At 52.3% G+C, this 17,608-nt stretch carries 13 protein-coding genes and 6 pseudogenes; 8 read left to right on the top strand and 11 right to left on the bottom strand.

The genetic code is table 11. The annotated features are described in order from the left end of the window. Nucleotides 1-266: 266 nt before the first annotated feature. The 4 genes and pseudogenes from N8E89_RS19415 to tnpC (N8E89_RS19405) form a co-directional block, all read left to right on the top strand. Nucleotides 267-571: pseudogene (locus tag N8E89_RS19415) on the top strand (PE-PGRS family protein); the annotation flags it as partial. A gap of 82 nt (nucleotides 572-653) precedes the next feature. After that, nucleotides 654-851: pseudogene (locus tag N8E89_RS29410) on the top strand (transposase); the annotation flags it as partial. Nucleotides 852-862: 11 nt separating this feature from the next. Then, on the top strand, nucleotides 863-1,066 hold the full coding sequence (gene tnpB / locus N8E89_RS29405; RefSeq protein WP_410010431.1) for an IS66 family insertion sequence element accessory protein TnpB: 204 nt from the start codon (nucleotides 863-865) through the stop codon (nucleotides 1,064-1,066). 76 nt (nucleotides 1,067-1,142) lie between these two features. Further along, nucleotides 1,143-2,713 (top strand): annotated as a pseudogene (gene tnpC / locus N8E89_RS19405) (IS66 family transposase). A 150-nt stretch (nucleotides 2,714-2,863) separates the two neighbouring features. Here the strand turns inward: tnpC (N8E89_RS19405) and N8E89_RS19400 are convergent. Both N8E89_RS19400 and N8E89_RS19395 read right to left on the bottom strand, forming a co-directional pair. Further along, nucleotides 2,864-4,696, bottom strand: coding sequence for a methyltransferase domain-containing protein (locus N8E89_RS19400; protein WP_262262843.1), 1,833 nt, complete (start codon nucleotides 4,694-4,696; stop codon nucleotides 2,864-2,866). Further along, complete coding sequence (locus N8E89_RS19395) at nucleotides 4,693-5,403, bottom strand: glycosyltransferase family 2 protein (protein ID WP_262262842.1); 711 nt, start codon at nucleotides 5,401-5,403, stop codon at nucleotides 4,693-4,695. The genes N8E89_RS19400 and N8E89_RS19395 overlap by 4 nt, the downstream gene beginning before the upstream one ends. A 324-nt stretch (nucleotides 5,404-5,727) precedes the next feature. On the opposite strand from N8E89_RS19395, the gene N8E89_RS19390 reads away from it, so the two are divergent. Beyond that, complete coding sequence (locus N8E89_RS19390; RefSeq protein WP_262262841.1) at nucleotides 5,728-6,798, top strand: class I SAM-dependent methyltransferase; 1,071 nt, start codon at nucleotides 5,728-5,730, stop codon at nucleotides 6,796-6,798. Nucleotides 6,799-6,833: 35 nt separating this feature from the next. On the opposite strand, the pseudogene N8E89_RS19385 reads toward N8E89_RS19390, so the two are convergent. After that, nucleotides 6,834-7,596, bottom strand: a pseudogene (locus N8E89_RS19385) (transposase); the annotation flags it as partial. Nucleotides 7,597-7,776: 180 nt separating this feature from the next. Between N8E89_RS19385 and N8E89_RS19380 the strand changes: the two are divergent. From N8E89_RS19380 to N8E89_RS19370, 3 genes and pseudogenes are all read left to right on the top strand, one after another. Further along, nucleotides 7,777-8,037 (top strand): transposase, encoded by a 261-nt coding sequence (locus tag N8E89_RS19380; protein WP_315975727.1) that lies wholly within the window; start codon nucleotides 7,777-7,779, stop codon nucleotides 8,035-8,037. Further along, a pseudogene (gene tnpC / locus N8E89_RS19375) lies at nucleotides 7,925-9,250 on the top strand (IS66 family transposase); the annotation flags it as partial. The gene N8E89_RS19380 and the pseudogene tnpC (N8E89_RS19375), both read left to right, overlap by 113 nt. Continuing rightward, nucleotides 9,250-9,546, top strand: coding sequence for a hypothetical protein (locus tag N8E89_RS19370; RefSeq protein ID WP_262262812.1), 297 nt, complete (start codon nucleotides 9,250-9,252; stop codon nucleotides 9,544-9,546). The pseudogene tnpC (N8E89_RS19375) and the gene N8E89_RS19370, both read left to right, overlap by 1 nt. 16 nt (nucleotides 9,547-9,562) lie before the next feature. On the opposite strand, the gene tnpB (N8E89_RS19365) is transcribed toward N8E89_RS19370, so the two are convergent. The 8 genes and pseudogenes from tnpB (N8E89_RS19365) to N8E89_RS19330 form a co-directional block, all read right to left on the bottom strand. Further along, the gene (tnpB, locus tag N8E89_RS19365; protein ID WP_262263354.1) at nucleotides 9,563-9,826 is read right to left on the bottom strand and encodes an IS66 family insertion sequence element accessory protein TnpB; all 264 of its coding nucleotides are present in this window, start codon (nucleotides 9,824-9,826) and stop codon (nucleotides 9,563-9,565) included. A gap of 166 nt (nucleotides 9,827-9,992) precedes the next feature. Next, nucleotides 9,993-10,289 carry a transposase gene (locus N8E89_RS19360; RefSeq protein WP_262262840.1) on the bottom strand — a complete coding sequence of 99 codons (297 nt, stop codon included), beginning with the start codon at nucleotides 10,287-10,289 and terminating at the stop codon, nucleotides 9,993-9,995. 291 nt (nucleotides 10,290-10,580) lie between these two features. Next, nucleotides 10,581-11,681: pseudogene (locus N8E89_RS19355) on the bottom strand (IS3 family transposase). A 286-nt stretch (nucleotides 11,682-11,967) separates the two neighbouring features. After that, nucleotides 11,968-14,094, bottom strand: a complete 2,127-nt coding sequence (locus tag N8E89_RS19350) for a hypothetical protein (protein ID WP_262262839.1) — start codon at nucleotides 14,092-14,094, stop codon at nucleotides 11,968-11,970. Between the two features lie 50 nt (nucleotides 14,095-14,144). Then, a complete protein-coding gene (locus N8E89_RS19345) occupies nucleotides 14,145-14,525 on the bottom strand; it encodes a GtrA family protein (protein WP_262262838.1) in 381 nt (126 codons plus the stop codon). Continuing rightward, nucleotides 14,506-15,453 (bottom strand): WxcM-like domain-containing protein, encoded by a 948-nt coding sequence (locus N8E89_RS19340; RefSeq protein ID WP_262262837.1) that lies wholly within the window; start codon nucleotides 15,451-15,453, stop codon nucleotides 14,506-14,508. Before N8E89_RS19340 ends, N8E89_RS19345 begins: the two co-directional genes overlap by 20 nt. Then, nucleotides 15,450-16,331 (bottom strand): glycosyltransferase, encoded by an 882-nt coding sequence (locus tag N8E89_RS19335; RefSeq protein WP_315975746.1) that lies wholly within the window; start codon nucleotides 16,329-16,331, stop codon nucleotides 15,450-15,452. The genes N8E89_RS19340 and N8E89_RS19335 overlap by 4 nt, the downstream gene beginning before the upstream one ends. A gap of 56 nt (nucleotides 16,332-16,387) precedes the next feature. Continuing rightward, nucleotides 16,388-17,521: a DegT/DnrJ/EryC1/StrS family aminotransferase gene (locus N8E89_RS19330; protein ID WP_262262835.1), complete on the bottom strand. Its 1,134-nt coding sequence runs from the start codon at nucleotides 17,519-17,521 to the stop codon at nucleotides 16,388-16,390. Nucleotides 17,522-17,608 lie beyond the last annotated feature (87 nt).

Here is a 17,608-nt window from a genome sequence, read left to right as displayed (position 1 = left end):
TTCTGCAATAGAATCATCGTGGGGACGGATTTTCTCGGTCGTAGCCCAGGTTTCGCCTGTTCGACTGGCTGTAACCATCTGGATGTTCGCGCGCTATATCCCCTCCGTCAGGCACACCCCGCCCAAAGGAACGTCCCCGAATATCTAGCTAGTTGGCAGGTCAAATCGCGAGCACTCAAGTGCGGTTATCTTGCCTGGCAGTGACATGCTGGGGTACCGGGCCGGTGGGAGACACACAGACAAAATCAAGGTGGAGGAGTAATACTATGCCTATTCCGCAAATATCTGACACGATCCAGCTCAGCAATTCTGATGGTGGCAACGCAAACGCCGGTAATGGCGGCGATGGCTATAGCTATGGAGATATCCACTACAATCCGGTGGCATATGTCGCCAAAACACAAGCTGTCGAGGGCGCTTACACTGATATGCACACCGGCGATAAAGTCTGGCAGGACGCTGTTTGGGATGCCGGTGCGGTGGAGATGGTGGATTTGCCCAGGCACAAAACGGCTTGCTTGCTGCGATCACAATAACCGGCTCAGGCGGCGCTGGTGGCCACAGCCGAAATTAAGACAGCTGAACTTTTAGTCAGCGGTAAGCGCGTAGGCAGCCCCACGTAGCATAGCGACACGATATCGCTCATTTTCTGCATGAATCATGCGGGGAGTCCTATGAGCGAAGATATTAATCAGGGTCGGACCTTTGAAGTTTTGACGGCTGAACCGGTGCGGAAGCGGCGAAACCCGAGGCCGTGGGCGGATGAGGATAAGGCTCTGATTCTGGAGCAAGCGCTGGCTCCGGGCGCGAATGTCTCCGCGGTTGCGCGTGCCCATGGAATGGATCCCTCCCAGCTTTTTGGTTGGCGACGAGCAGCGCTTGCATCTGGGATGGCAGCGGGGTCTGCCTCTATTCGAAAATTCTCGAGGAAAATGGCTTCTGCTGGCCAGCAATATCGGGTGCACGCATCCGTCTCGACCACGCCCAGTTGATGGCACTTCTGGCCGGTTTGGATTGGAAGAAAATCCGCCCGACCAAGGTGAGACGGCCGCTTTCGACGGGCTGATTGCGGCCTGCGGCAAGATGAATCATGTTGCTGTCAGTGTTGGGAAATCGGCCGATTTTATGCTCTATTGCATCCCATGATCTTGCCCGTTTCCGACCTTCCTGATGACGTCGATGCGCTCAAAGCGATGATCATGGCAATGACCGGGGAACGGGCTGCGGCCGAGACCGAAATTGCTCGGCTGCAGGCGGTTCAAAAGAACGCCGACGAGCGGATCGCCAATCTGACAGCTATCGTGAATGTTCTGCAGCGCGCCCAACACGGCAGGCGCTCCGAGCGGCTGCGGCTGTCGATGAACGACGAACAGGCAAACTTCGCTTTCGAGGAAGTGGAGACCGGTTTGTCGGCCATTGAGAGCGAGCTTGACCAGTCGGTCAAAGACAGACCAAAGCGAGCAGCACGATCTCGCAAGGGCTTTGCTGCGCATCTGGAACGCATCGAGGAGATCATCGAGCCGGAAATCCCGGACGAATGCCAGGGTTTGGCTGATCGGCGAGGATCGCTCCGAGCGGCTCGATGTCATACCACCGAAGTTCAGGGTCATCGTCACACGCCGTCCCAAGTATGCCTTCCGGGAACGTGACGGCGTACTGCAGGCTTTGGCACCTGCGCATATCATTGAAGGTGGCCTGCCGACGGAACGGTTGCTTGCGTATATCGCCGTGTCGAAATACGCCGACGGTCTTCCTCTTTACCGCCAGGAGGCGATCTATCTGCGCGACGACGTGGTTCTCAGCCGGTCATTGATGGCGCAATGGATGGGGCATCTGGGCTTCGCATTGCGGATCCTGGCGGATTACATCCTGGAACGTATCAAGGACGGTGAGAGGATATTCGCCGACGAAACGACCTTACCAACGCTGGTTCCCGGCTCCGGCAAATCGATGAAAGCCTGGTTATGGGCCTATGCACGCGATGACCGACCGTTCGGCGGATCCGGTCCACCGATGGTTGCCTATCGATTTGACGATAGCAGAGGTGCTGATTGTGTCTCGCGCCATCTCAGCGGCTTCCAGGGCATCCTCCAGGTTGACGGATACTCGGCCTATACCAGCATGGTCAAATCGCGCGCCAAATCTGGCAGCAATGAAACCATCAGGCTGGCAGGCTGCTGGGCTCACCTGCGCCGCAAATTTTACGAGCTACATGTCGACGGCGTCTCCGAGGCTGCGACTGCTTCGGTCACCGCCATGGCGGAACTGTGGAAGGTTGAGGAGGAGATCCGCGGCAAGGATGCGGAAATCCGAGCAGCGCTTCGTCAGGAAAAGTCTTCCGCCATCGTCGCCAATCTCTTTGAATTGTGGGAGAAGGAGCTCTCCAGGATCTCTGGAAAATCCAGGACCGCCCAGGCGATCCGCTATGCGATTACCGCCGGGGAGCCCTGGAACGCTTCCTGACCGATGGGCGCATCGAAATCGACTCCAACATCGTCGAACGCGCAATCGAAAGAACAGTCTATTCGCCGGAAGTGAGGGCGGAGGGCAGACATGGGCTACGGTCGCCACACTCCTTCAGACAGCCAAAATGAACGACGTTGATCCGCTCACCTGGCTAACCCAGACATTGACCCGCATCGCAAACCGATGGCCCACGTCAGACATCGAGCTGCTCATGCCCTGGAACTTCAAGCCTGACGCTGTCGGCTAACCGCTTACAGTCAGCGTCCGCCAGGTTGTGATGTTGCGAGCTTCACTCCATAGCTTACGGTGCCCCTATGAATCATACTTGGAGGTGCTCTGCTGATCAAATCAGCGCGAAGCGACTTTTCGCAAAAATCTACCCAGACGTCTCCAGCCCTCAGTTAGCCGCCAAGACCGAGAAGCGTGCAATCGGCGAGATCACGTCGTCTAATTGTTCAATGGAATAGTTCAAATAGCTACTGAATCGCGGACTGCGGCGACCGCGCAACATGAATGTGGCAAGTCGCAATGGTGCTGTGATCTTCCAAGAACTTGAATCCAGTATGGCATAAATGTGGAGAAGTTTGTTACGCAACTCCTCAGTAAGATCAACCGGTTGGCGGATCATACTCCCAAAGAGATCACGCTCCTCGACTAATTTTATGATCCTTGAGAAGGAGCCTGATGGAAGTAAGAGTGGACGGTTATCCATCTTTTGTTGAATACGAAGCTTGTTAACATGCCATTCGTGTTCAGTATGATCGGATCTGGAGTTGGCGCTTTCAGACCATTGGTATATTCCCGTAATGTCCGGGTTTGAGCCGACGCCAACAATTGCGGCAACTCTCAGGATATAATCCCAGTCTTCGGTGGTTGTAAGGCCCTCGTCAAACCTCATGTTCAGATCATGAAATACACCACGTGGAAATGCGAGTGTGTTATTTGGGGAGTGATTGCGGGTGAAATGATCGACAAAATCGAATGTCGAGGCGAATACTTTCTCAAACGGGCCGGTTGCCCTGATGGCAAGCTTTTTTCCGATCTCTACCGTTTTGACCTTTTGCAGGACCGATACACAACGAAGCAATCGGCCATCATGCATCGTAGAAATCTGTTTGAATCCTTCTACCCAATTTCCCATCGGTAGGTCGTCATCATCGAGGATAGCGATATATCTACCATGTGCTGCCTCGAAACCAACATTGAGAGGGTGAGTGCGATTCCCATGATCCACCCGGAGCAGACGCGTTTTTTCTCGCAACCAAACCGGTAGATCTTCCAAGATTTGCTCGATGGCGATCTGTTGTTTGACTGATAATCGATGACCAACAACGAATACTTCGAAATCTCTGCAGGTTTGTGCCGACAAACACGTAAAGTATTCAACGAGACAGTGTATTCGTGTACCCTGAGTGCGGGTTACAATGGACAGGAACGGGCGCTCAGTTTCCCGATGAACAACAAACGCGGCTCTGTTTATTTTTTCGCCCGGTAAGCATGCCATTACGATTTGGTTAACTTGGTCCTGATCATTGACTTCGGAGCGAACACCTTTCAGGAACGTTCGAAGTGTGGTTGCGTCTCTAAGGACCGGGTGGTCCGACGGAAAAAATTGATCGCTATGGTTCATTCGAATGTCATTGCGATCGACAATATGGAATCCGGACTGTCTTAACGTATTTGATAAGAATGTTTCGTCAAACATTCGAACATGAGTGTGGTCGAGCAAACCTGCTTCAGTATAATTCAATCGACCGAGCGCCAGCTTAAAGCCGATATCACGATGCTGGATGTTTGGTACGCTTATAACAACAAGCGAATTGTGTTTCCTTGCTATTGTGTATAGTGCGCCAAGCACAGCTTCGCTGTCGGGCATATGTTCCAAGGTATCCAATAGGGTGATCGAGCCAACAACTCTGTTGCCGATGATCCCCTGCAGGAATGTGACATTATGATCTACGTCGGTAAGGTGAAACTCATGCGTCTCAAAGCCTCGCGAATTCAACGAAGATAAGCCATTGCGGTTCGCGTCGACGCCAACGTAAGTCCGGCCAAGTTGTTCGACAATATGTTCGGCGATGCTTCCATAACCACAGCCAACGTCGAGGTGAAGTGTAGTATCGTTTGGAGGTGAGGAATCTATGTTTCGCTTGAGCAACTCCAACGTGTGACCATAGACGTTGTCGAAGGCGTAATCATTTTTGTATTCGTGAAAGGGATTTGTGATCACAGGGCATACCTATGTTTTGCGTAGTTGCCATTGATAAACTGCGCGATCTTATGCTCTGGATCCCTCTGACTTGGCAACGCATTTGCTGCCCGGCGGCGTTCGAACTCTCTCGCTGCTTTTTTCTGGAATTCATCGCCAGATGTCGAAAAATCGTTCAGAACAGCCTCAGTCAAATCTTGTCGCGACCATTTATACGTTAATAGAAGTGCGGCCTCTGCTGAATAGTAGCGCTCAGAAGCATTCGTCTGCCATGTGCCATCCATTGTGAGGCGCTTGTCGTGAAATACAACAGCGGATGGCTGGTATACGACGCGGAGCCCTACCTCTCTCACGCGCCAAGAAAAGTCAACGTCGTCACAATAAAGGAAAAAAGTATCATCATCGAAGCCGTTGAGACGCTCAAACGTATCTCGGTGTACCAACGCACTGGCGGTACTTGCCCACGATGTATCTCCTGTAGTCTCATCGTATTCCTTGGGATGTTCAATCGGGAGCTGTTTCGCTTCCACCAATCCAACGCTTTTGTCTACAAATCGGCTGATCAAATTTTCCAACAATCGCGGTGACGGAACGACATCAGGATTTTGCACCAGGAGGAAATCCGAGGTTGCGGAAGCAGCTAATTTATTATGCCCCCCGGCTGATCCAAGATTGGCGCCAAAGTGCTCGTACTTAATCGTGATCTGTGGAAATTTTTCGCATAGCATGCCTAGCTGCTCCCCCCGTCAAGCAAGGATGCGGTGAAGAATCCCCGTAGCTGACCACGAAATCGGTGATGCCATATAGAACCCCCAATTCTGCAGCACGGGTCACACCTTCCAAAGATCTCGTAATCGCGTCAAATTCACTATTGTACAACACTGATTGCTGCTGAATGGATACAGGCATCGCATTTTCTACCGTACTTAGAGTTAATTCGGTGATCACGGATACACTATCGTGTCTCGGCCACAAGCGAAATTTAGCGCTGGACGAATTGCATAATAGGTGCCAGTTGATAGCGTCCCCCAAATTCTAGAGAGGGCCCACTAGTGCGTAAAAAAATCAATCAGCTTGCTTTGGCCATACCCCCGATAGCGAGACTCTACAATCAACGCAATGAATTGCAATTTCAGCGCGATGAACTGCTTCGTTTGGTCAAGACCCTCGAAGAGAAAATTGCCCAGGGGCCCGCAACTAATAATGAACGCATCTTGCAGGAAATGCGAAACCCGCAGGTGCATTTAGACAATTCGACGCTCATCAAGGCCGAACTTGAACGAGAAAAAAGCGATTTCAAAATTAGAGTAGAACAGGGTTTTCTAATCGAAACCGACTATCCCTATCTCCCAAAAGTCAGGTCTTGGGAAACGTTACAAGGAGGCAATCCTTGGCGCTCCCTGATATCAGCCAACGAGCATATCTACGCCAAATTGCTCAATTCTTTTGTTGTCTTTGAAAAATCTTTTCATTCGATCTCGAATATGGAGCCGATAGACAGCACGGAACCATTTTGGGCAAATGATTGGTTGCCGCCTCTAGACGGCATTAGCATCTATGGGCTTCTAAGTAGCCGAAACCCCCGACTTTATGTTGAGGTTGGTTCGGGTAATTCGACAAAGTATGCGCGTCGGGCAATTCGCGACCAGAATTTGAGAACGCGGATAATATCAATCGATCCGATGCCGCGGGCAGAAATTGACGAAATCTGTGACCAGGTGATCCGATCAGGTCTGCAAGAAACCAATCTCTCAATCTTCGAAGACCTTGGCGATGAAGATGTTGTCTTCATCGACAACTCCCACAGAAGTTTTCAAAACTCGGATGTTACAGTATTCTTCACAGAGATTCTTCCGTCGTTGAAATCAGGATGCCATTATGGGATTCACGACATTTTTCTACCGTCAGACTATCCGCAAGAATGGCTCAAGCGATATTATAATGAACAATATCTCTTGATGGCCTACCTTCTGGGTGGGGCGGGAGGTGATGAGATTGTGATGCCGATAGCTTATATCGCGCAATCTCCCGTCATGCTGAATATTCTTTCACCCATTTTGGAACACCAATCTCTGAGCGGTACGCGCGCCATCGGAGGCGCCTTCTGGATGAAAAAAGCCTAATGCTAATGAAATCTGGGTGTGGGAACGTGCAGAATGATCCGCTCGCCCTGTTTGATCTGCGCAAAATTGTAGTCGGCAAGGATCGCAACTCAAAGCCGACCTTGTCCATCCACCGAGCCATCGAGGTCGCGCAAGAAGATCGCTTCCTGCCGGTAGAGCGGCAAGCCATCGCCATATTTTGAGATAGCGATTTGCGCCAGCAGCGCTTCCGTCGGAATGCCGCTCTCGATGATATGCGTCGGGGCCAAGGCCTGGATGATGCCGTCTTCATTTTTGAAGGCGTATTTCGGGCGATGAGTGACAATGCCCCGGAACTCGCTGCAATGACGTCGAGCCGCTCGCAGGTATCTTCACAGATCAGGATCTTTTTCTTGCCGGCATGTTCAAGAAGCTCCTCCGGCTCGATCCCCACATGGATGCGTTCCAGATGAGGTGAAAAGTCTTTGCGGGGACGTGGTGCACGTTTTGCAGCCTCTGCGCCTCTCCACTTCGCCACCAGCGCTTTGATCGCGGCAATGCCGGTCTCGATTTCCTCGAACACGAATGCACCCTGTTCGGCGAGATCGTATCGGCACTTCTGCCCTGTTTTTCCGAGCGCCGGCCATACCGGAACCGATCGAACGCTTTCAGCACCTGCTTTAACTTCGCAATCTGCTCGTCGGCGTCGGCATTGCGGGCTTTCAGATCGGCAATTTCGCTCTCCAGGACATCTGCACGCGCGGCTTTCTCGGCCATGGCCAAGATCATGGCTTTGAGCGCATCAACGTCATCGGGGAGTTGCAGATCGGGAGATTTCATGCCCTCATGTAGAGCATATTTTGCGCGGAATTTCCCGCAGTTTCAGGTGTCTGATTCAATGCGCCGCAGGGCTTTTACCCCGTAAGCACCCGATTGGCACCGCCTGCCGAATAGCGCCTTGATGGCCTAAGACACGTCATTAACGACGTCGTTAGCGACGTGTCTTAGGCGAGGTATGGGATGCGTGTTGAAATTCTTGGTCAGGAACGGCGGCGGCGTTGGGGTGACGAGAAGAAGCTCGGCATTGTCATGTCGGTTGGGCTCGACGGTGCGACGGTCACTGAGGTTGCACACCGGCACGATGTGACCCGGCAGCAGATTACGCCTGGCGGCAAGCACTCCCGAAAAGACTATGCGCCGCCGTCCGCGGGTATCGGAAAAGGCAACGCGCGAACGCAAAGAACTCGATCCCGGTACCTGCTGCCCCGCTTGCGGTGGTGAACTGCGGCTTGTTGGCGAAGACGGAAGCGAAATCCTCGACATGATCGCCGCGCAGATGAAGGTCATCGAGGTCGCTCGATTGAAGAAGTCCTGCCGCTGTTGCGAGAAGATGGTGCAGTTGCCGGCATCAAGCCGTCCGATACCGGGCAGCATGGCAGGTGCTGGCCTTCTGGCTTACATCCTGGTCTGGAAGTTCGACGACCATCTGCCACTCTATCGTCTGAACGAGATCTTCGCCCGCATGGGCGCCGACATTCCCGACAGCACGCTGGTCGATTGGTGCGGTCGCGCCATGCAGGTGCTTCAGCCTTTGATCGAGCGGATCGAGAGCGCGATTATGGGAAGCGACCTTCTCCATGCCGACGACACCCCGATCCGGGTGCTCGATCGCTCTCTTCGAGATAAGGGCTTAGGCAAAGGCGTGAAGAAAGGCAGGATCTGGACGTATGTCCGCGATCAACGTGCCTGGGCGGGCGGCGCTCCACCGGGTGCGGTCTATTACTTCGCCCCGGACTGGAAGGAAGACCACGTTCATCACCATCTCAGGCAGGCAAGCGGTATCCTTCAAGCTGATGGCTACAAAGGCTACGGGAAGCTCTATGAACCTTTGCCCGACGGGACATCCCGCTTCCGGGAAGCGGCCTGCTGGGCGCATTGGCGACGCGACTTCCACGATATCTGGACCTCGAACAAATCCGAGATCGCGCGAGAGGCTCTCGATCGTATCGGCGCGCTTTACGACGTCGAACGCGACATTGCCGGTCAGCCTGCCGCTATCCGCTTGGCCGCGCGTCAAAAGCACAGCAAGGCAAAAGTCGAAGCCTTGCGCGTCTGGGCCGAGGCGCAATTGACCCGCATCCCAGGAAAAGGCGATCTGGCGCGAGCCTTCCGTTACGGCCTGAGCCGGTGGTCGTCATTCTGTCTGTTCCTGGAGGACGGCCGTGTCGCGATCGACAATAATGCCGCTGAACGGGCCCTGCGCCCGGTTGGAATTGGAAGGAAAAATTGGTTATTTGCCGGCGCCGACACCGGCGCGGAGACCCTGGCACGTGCCATGACGATCATCGAAACGGCCAAGATGAATGGCGTCGATCCACAGGCCTATCTGGCCGATGTGCTCGACCGCATCCACGATCACAAGATCAACCGCCTCGACGAACTACTCCCTTGGAATTGGTCACCTGTTGCCATCACCTGCGCCGAGGCCGCCTGATGGCTACGATCACCTATGTCTTCACCATCAACCACGTCGCTAAAAAGCTGGGAGAGGTTCCTGAGCTCCTTCAGGCGATCGTCAGCAACGACGACAATCTCTCCTACGGCAGTATCATCAGCGTCTACGATGGCACGGACGAGGCAATCACCGCTCTCACTGACGATGGGATTGACGAGTTGAGACAAATGCTTGCTCACGCCCGCCGATCGACGGAAGAATGGAACGACTTCCTCGACAGCTTTGTCGACGACGAAGAACTCATCGCCCGCGTCAAGACGAAATCTCCGCGGTAACAATCGGCCGGTTACTTTACCCAACAATCTCCGGCCGGTTCACCGCAAACGAGCGAACGCGTTTCCAGTCCATGCCATCGACTAAAGCGAGGAGTTGCGCGTGGTTGAGCTGCACCCGACTATGCCCGATCTTCGGCCAAACGAACTGCGCTTTTTCCAGCCGCTTGGAATAGAGACAGACCCCTGACCCATCCCACCAGGCAATTTTGATCCTGTCCGCTCTCTTGGCGCGGAAGACGTAAAGAGAGCCATTGAACGGATCATTGCCGGCATCGCGCACCAAGGACAAAAGACTGTCCGGACCTTCGAAAGTCGACGGGGTGGTTTGCCAGAAATACGTTCACTCCCGACGTGATCATGCCGAGCGCACCGCACGGATAATCCGAGCCAGATGAACTTCATCAATCTCGATCCCCGCTGGGATCACTGCATCGCCGATGGCAATCTCAATGCATGCGGCCCGGTCCGATCAGTTCTGACAGTCGCAATTTTGGCGTCGTTTCCTTCTTCACAGTGCCGTCGCGCAATGCCTTGCGCCGCCAGTCGAACAGTTGTGACGGAGCAACGCGGACATCACGAGCGACAGCAGAGATATTCGCATCTGGGTCGAACGATCTTGCAACGGCCCGAGCCTTGAATCCATCGGACCAGCGTCGGCGAGATTCCAGCGGTGCCCCCTCAAGGCGATCCGGCAATGCCTCGATTATATAGAAGCTTTTATCATCAGAACTAACAGCAGACATAGTAGCTCACACCCAAGCTCGTAACTGCTGCAAATACCTACCAATCAAGCTGCTCACCAGATGGGATGGCGTAACCGCTTACTCTCCTTGAAGCGGGCCTCACTTATGTCTGGTAGCGCACAAAAACGGAACGAAGTCGATTTTCATTTGTTGTTTAACTTGCTGAATTCCAGGTCAGCTGAGCTCCTGATTCCGCCCCGTAAAATTCAGTTCTCAAAAATTAGACGGTGTGCCACAAAGCACGCCGTCCTTTTTTGCGCGGCCGGACCTGGAATTTTCCGGGGTTAAGGCTCATGCCGGCAGACGAGCCGATGAGCCGTTTATGAGCGATATCGGCGGCTTGTTGCCGATGGCACTGTGAGGCCGGACCTCGTTTTAGTCCTTACGCCAATCTTCTATTTTTCGCCGGGCATCGTCAAGGCTCATGAACCAGTGGGCGTTCAGGCATTCGCTGCGGAACTTGCCGTTCAAGGACTCGATGAAGGCGTTGTCGGTCGGCTTTCCGGGGCGGGAGAAGTCGAGGATGACGCCCTTGTGATACGCCCACAGATCGAGATCGCGGGAGATGAATTCCGAGCCCTGATCGACACGGATCGCCTTCGGATAGCCGGCTTCACGGCAGACCCGTTCCAGTGTCTGAACGACGTCCTCGCCGCGATAGGAGAACCTGGCGTCGACGGCAGGTGAGTAGCGCGAGAAGGTGTCGACGATGGTCAGCATCCTGATCTTCCGGCCTGTCGCAAGCTGATCGTGAACGAAGTCCATCGCCCAGGTCTCGTTGTGCCGGACCGCCGCACTGCGATCCTCCCGCAGCTTGGCCTTCACCCGCCGTCTCGGTGTCTTGTTGCGCAACTGCAGGCCTATCTCCTTGTAAAGACGATAGATCTCGCTTCGGATTCACCGGCCACCCCTCCCGCCGCAGCAGCACATGAATGCGCCGATAGCCATAACGCATCCGTGTCTCGGCAATCTCCTTGATCCTGGCCTTGAGGTCAGCCTGCTCACCGCGTCTCGACTTGTAGACATAGAGCGCCCGATCGACCTTCAGCGTCGAACACGCACGGCGCGCCGACACCTTCCACACCGATCGCAGCTCGTCGACAAGCTGACGCTTGCGCGCAGGCCTCACAGCTTTTTTTGCAGAACATCCTGCAGCATGGCCTTGTCCAGCGACAGATCCGCAACGATCCGTTTCAGCTTGGCGTTCTCCTCCTCAAGCTGCCGCAACCGTCGCATCTCCGATGGCATCAGGCCCGCATATTTCTTGCGCCAGTTGTAGAATGTTGCGTCGGAAATCCCGGCCCTGCGGCAGACTTCCGCCACGGCAACGCTGTCTTCCGCCTGCTTCAGAATGAAGGCGATCTGCGCCTCTGTGAACTTCGTCTTCTTCATCGAATTCTCCTCAGCCCGTCACCGGGGGCATTATTGGAAAATTCCAGTTGAGAATGGACTAATTTGGCGGGAGCAGGTCAGGTGGACACCACGCCACGTCCGCCGCCGACGGAAGGGCTTCAGCGCTTGCGACGTTTATAAAAGATTGGTAGAGGCGCTTTTATGAATGCTCAACGCCCACCCAAAGACATCCTTCTACTAGCGTTTATGGTGCTTGCCACGATGGCAATCGTTGTATTGGCAACGACCACAGGCGATCTCTTCGAATTGTATTGATCATCGGGGTTTACGAACCCGCAATTTTTTCAACCACTGCTCCAAATACAATATGGAGAATCATCAGTAGAAACCCTCCGCCCGACAGGATTTTTGCCGCGACAAAGTGAGGCGTGACATACCGAGTTGTGAGGGTCCACTGACCTGGGGGAATTTGCCAATACCTGAGTCCTTGGGAAGTGCTCAGTGCATTCAATGGGATGCAGCTATGCTGAACGGAGCACAATTCACCGATCCATCCATGATAGAACATCTCGTTTTCAACGAGATCCACCAGTTCAGCGGATGTGACTGTAAATTCGTTTTGCTTTAGTCCGTACGAGCGAATATCTGCCGATGCATTGACCCCGTCAGCGCATGCTTCGACGCGGACAGGACAATCTGCCGCAGAATCCAAGTTGAATGGCTTGCTCGGCTTTTTCAGGATTGCCTGGCTCGGATGGCGCATAAACTCGATCAACGATGGACCGACCTTGGGATCAACAACAAATTCCCCGAATCTAAGAAACTCGGGGGAGCGTAGGTTGTCATAGCCAAAAGTACCGAATTCTTGCGCGTACCAAGCACGGTTGAACCGTAAATCAAACTGTCCGGACGGCGAGTAACTATCGGTACCGTAGGTTTGACGAGCAGGACGTCGCGCCCATGTATCCTGCTTTGGCCGGTCAAGCATTGCCTTGATTGGTTCGCCAAAATATCCGATCTCGTTTGCACCCGTCCACTCTGTCATCCAGGTTCGAGGCACCCGGACGACATACATCATGATGGAAGACGCTATTATCGTTGCAGCGACGACTGGAAACAAAACCGTAATCCGAGCCAGATAAGAGCGCTGTGCGGCCCAAAAAAGTGCCGCAGCCACCACCCATATGCTGGCAAACGAGATCGCAATTTCCCAATGAATATCGCGCAGCCCATAGCCAGCACGAAGCGCGAAAATCGAAACTACGAATAACACACTCAATGATAATGCCAATCGCAGCCAAACCGTTGAGGCCAAATTGGCCTGTCGACAGGCATTGCTAAATAGCAATCCCGTGAAGATTGCCATACTGATATGCAACGTTGGGCGCCAATCGGCATGCGGCATTCTGCTTACGGTAAGTCCAGGAATTATAGATCGGGCATATGGAAAGAGAATTTCAAGAACGCCGAAGAAAATGGCGGCGAGCATTAGTGTCAGTGGCAATTGAAAGCTTTTAACTGGCCGAGCTGCAAAGAAAGCGAGTAAGATGGCCGCAGGTGGAGACCATAAGCTCTGCATCGTCGGATCTTGGGATAATATGGGTAGATCGTGCCGAAACAAAAAGGTCCAGAATTGATCCGTCTGTATACTGAAGGTGATCGTTTTGGCCTTATATGATGAATAAGCCTCCAAAATCAGAGGTAGATATTTTATTTGTGCCATAAGTAGTCCGGCCAGACCTGCCATTGCCAGATTAGCAACGTAGCGAAAACGATTTTCTCTATTACATTGGAAAATCCAGAACCCGCTACAAATCAGGACCGTGTAGAAAGCCGCTACAATGTTTCCTGGGTAACCAGCAATCAGATACTGGAAGACGATAATTACCGTCCAAGCGGGCATCAAAAAGTTGCGCAATATAACCTTTGGATGCGCGGAAAGTAGTAATAGCGGAAGGAGCGCTGCAGCTCGAATAATGTCGATATGTTGAGCATTAGAAAAGAAAATCGATGAGAAATGAAAAACGAGCGCGGCCAAACACGATGCCGCTCGCCCGTAGCCAAGGACTCGCACCAGATAGTATGTACCCAATGCTCCTACCAAGACATGCGCAGACTGGAACGCAGCTGCTGCAAAAAACGTATAATCAAAACCGAGGAAGTACATAATCTGCAATGGCAGATACCATGCACTCGACTGTACCGACCACCACGCTGGAAACCCCATACTTCCGTACGGCATCCATGTCGGAGGATTAAATATAGTTCCATCGCGAAACCACGCCGCTGTCTCAGCGTGATAACCAGCGCTCATGAAATCCCAAGGAAAAACATACTGAGCCGAATAATGGCCCCAGAACATGGTGAGATGCGCCAAAACGATAAACAAAATTGGCGCAAAGTCACTGGATTTCAGGAAATCAATGGTCCGGGCGAAAGCCTTGGTAAGCATTTAAAAGATCTATCAACCCTGCAAGAAATAACTGTCGCGACCCAATCTTCTCATGATCTCAAAATTACTCGCCCTAATATAAAATTCGCTAAGGTCGTGAAGACGAGCGTCAAGCAAAACGACAAGATCGCGCTCTCAGTTACCACAACTAGAAAATTGAGCATCGAAACGCCGGCCAGAAAAATGGCGATGGTCGAAACACTTAATTTAAACCTATCGATGAATCCGCTTCTTCCGCCCACAAACACCTTGTTGGGATAAACAACAAAAACGAACATGATCCCTCCGATCCATGCGATTGCATAAGCGACTGTCGGACCCACTGATTTTAACAGGCCAATGTAGATGGCTGTCGTCAGACCGGTATTAACCAGCCCGGCGATGACAAATCGAAGCCCATCCGAACTGATATTAGTCAGCATTTTTTTCATCAATGATCTCAAGGAACCGTTCGTAGTCTCGGACATAATCACTGGAATCGTATGGGAGCGATGCGAATACCATCAGGACGGAATTTGGTTCAAATTTATACTGAATGCCCCACACCTTGGGGGACAGATAGAGACCAATAGATGGATCTGACAACATTACCTCGGCTCTTTCCTTACCGTCATCCACCACGACCGAAACGCTACCATGAACAGCGATCAGAAATTGCTCGCATTCGAGATGGGCATGTTCGCCCCGAACCTTATTGCTTGGAACGCCGTGTACAATGAACGAACGCAGCGGCACGAAAGGGAGATTCTTGTCAAATTCGAGCGGTGCTAATTGGCCACGCAAGTCAGAAAAATGAGGAAGACGCCACAGTTCGCATTCGCCAACTCCCAAACGCGTTCGCTGCTCATTTTCCAGTTCGACAGCCCGGTTTGATCCGCGTTGTTCCTTGGTTTGATATCCGACAATAACCGCGGGATTTCCGACTACGACGGCATTGGCGGGGACACTTTTGGTAACGACCGCTCCAGCGCCTATCATGGCAGAGCGACCGATGGTGATCCCCGGCAAAATCGTTGCGTTTGCTCCTATTGAAGCGGAGGCCTCTACAACCGTTTGCAAGAACTCATCTGGGTAGGCCTTCGAGCGAGGAAACTTATCGTTCGTAAACGTTGCGTTCGGTCCGATGAAAACGTTATCGCCAATTCGGATCCCGTCCCAAACCTGGACCCCGCATTTAATCGTCACGTTGTTTCCAACAATGACATCATTTTCTATGAAAACATTGTCGCAGATATTGCAGTTTTCGCCGATCACAGCGGCTGGCAGCACGTGTGCAAACGCCCATACCCGCGTCCCATTACCAACTGATTTACTTTCGCAAATTCCATTGGGATGAACCTTGACGCCTTCTATGCTCATTGATTCTTATTCCTCTTATATACGTTACTTATAATGTTTAAGGGTCGGCGTTTGGTATTTTCCGCTGTTCGCCAAATATACATCCCAAGAATGCCCTGCACAGTTAATATCAAAGAACCTAAGAAGAGGGTCAATAGAATGAGGCTGGTATATCCTGTTTCCTCTATGAAACCCGATAGTTTAGCTATTAATGTGACAAGTCCGAAAATCAAACTTGTACTGCAACCGATAATCCCGAGCCATAAGACCAGCATGATTGGGAGGTCTGAAAATGATAATATGCTGTCTATCATATATCTCAGGCGACGGGAAAAGTTCCAAGCACTCTTCCCATGTTCCCGTACCCGCCGAACGTATGGGACAAACTCGCGACGAAACCCGACCCAAAAGAGTTGAGCAACCAAAGAACTGTTAGGTTCTTGAATCGAAAGAACGGCATTTCTAACATCTCTGTTGCATCCAAAGATGTCTACGCCACCTTTCGGCATTGCTGGCATCACAAATCGGCGGTATGCGCCCCAAAACAGATTTGACAACGTCTTCGTTATGAGCGGATCGTTCCGGCCCTCCCGCTTACCAAAAACGACGTCAGCATTCCCGGAAGCCAAAATGTTATAGAATTCCAGGATTAGCTCAGGGGGCTCTTGCAAGTCCGCTGCCATCGCCGCGACGTACATACCTTGAGCGGCCTCCATTCCTGTCCTGATAGCGGTAAAGGAGCCGAAATTTCGGCTATGGAATATCAGCTGAAAGTCAAAATCAGATCGATCCAGAGCGTCTTTTAATAATTGCCCAGAATCATCGGGCGAACCATCGACCACAAAGACAAACTCAATGTCCTTGTTCACGGCGTCCCGTAGCTTGGACAACGCCAGCATTAAACTAGGAACGTTTTCCGCGTTCCTATAGATGGGAATTATGAGCGAGTATTTCTTCACGACCCACGCCATTCGGCTAGAGCTGAGCACACCCGGTTGATTTCTTCGTCCGTTAGTCCTGGGAAACAAGGAAGGGAAAGAATGTTACGTGCGGCTGTTTCTGAAAATGGGAGGCCGTGCCTTGGCTTTCGTGAAGGAAGTTCAGACCATCCCACTTGCGATGAATCCAATATCGGGTAATGAATTTCGGTGGAAATGCCCTTTGCCGTCAAAAATTTCTTCAGTCCATCTCGATTGTCGGAAACTACAACTACCAAGTGTGCAACCGAACCTTCGCCCCCGTTGACGAACGTTATACCGTTGGTACTGACGTCACTGTATCGCTTCTTGATGCGGATTCTTTCCGCGTTGAGTGACGGGAGCTTCGATAGCAGAACGCTTAGCGTGGCCGCTTGCAGCTCATCCATTCTGGAATTGCGGCCGCCCGGGGTGCCGATCGCATATTTGGAATGCCAACCATACTGCTGCAAGCGCTTGACCAATGTTGCGATTTCTGGGTCAGAAGTTACTACTGCGCCTCCGTCCCCCATTGCCCCTAAATTCTTGGTTGGATAAAAACTGAACGTTGCAACATCACCCATAGAGCCAGTCATTGTGCGGTTGATTGTGGCTCCATGGGATTGTGCACAATCCTCTAAAATGTAGACGTGGCCGAATCCAGCCTCCTGCAACTTAGCCTTGAGGGCGATGACATCGACGGCGCCACCATAAAGGTGTGTGGCCACCACTGCCAATGAACGGTCATTAAGTTCGGCGATGACCGCATCAAGTTCGATAAGGTGACTGTCGGGATTTATGTCGACGTATACCGGCGTTAAACCCACTTGGCGGCATGCGGTTGTGGTGTAGCCGCCCGCGTTAGCAACAGTGATGACTTCGTTCGCGTCAGATCCTCGGATCTGGGATAACGCCCTCAAAGAAAGCTCTAGCGCATCCGTTCCGTTTGCCACATTCAAACAGTGAGATACCCCCAAGAAATTGGCGAAATTTTCAGCGAATGTTTTGCCGAAGTTTCCGTTGAGCCACCAACCGGATCTGGATGCTCCCAGAAGTGCAGTTTCTAACTCCGATTGGAAACGGGAATATAAGCGCCCGAGATCGTTGAAAGGAATGAATTCTTCTGTATGCATTGGCATGGATCCAGTCGGATTAGCAAATTTTGCTCTCCCTATGGGCGAAGTGGTGCATCATTGTCAATTAGAGACCGCATAAGAGGA

The sequence above is a fragment of the Phyllobacterium sp. A18/5-2 genome (assembly GCF_025452215.1).
Classification (GTDB): Bacteria; Pseudomonadota; Alphaproteobacteria; order Rhizobiales; family Rhizobiaceae; genus Phyllobacterium; species Phyllobacterium sophorae.
This window is presented reverse-complemented; position numbering and strand designations above follow the sequence as displayed.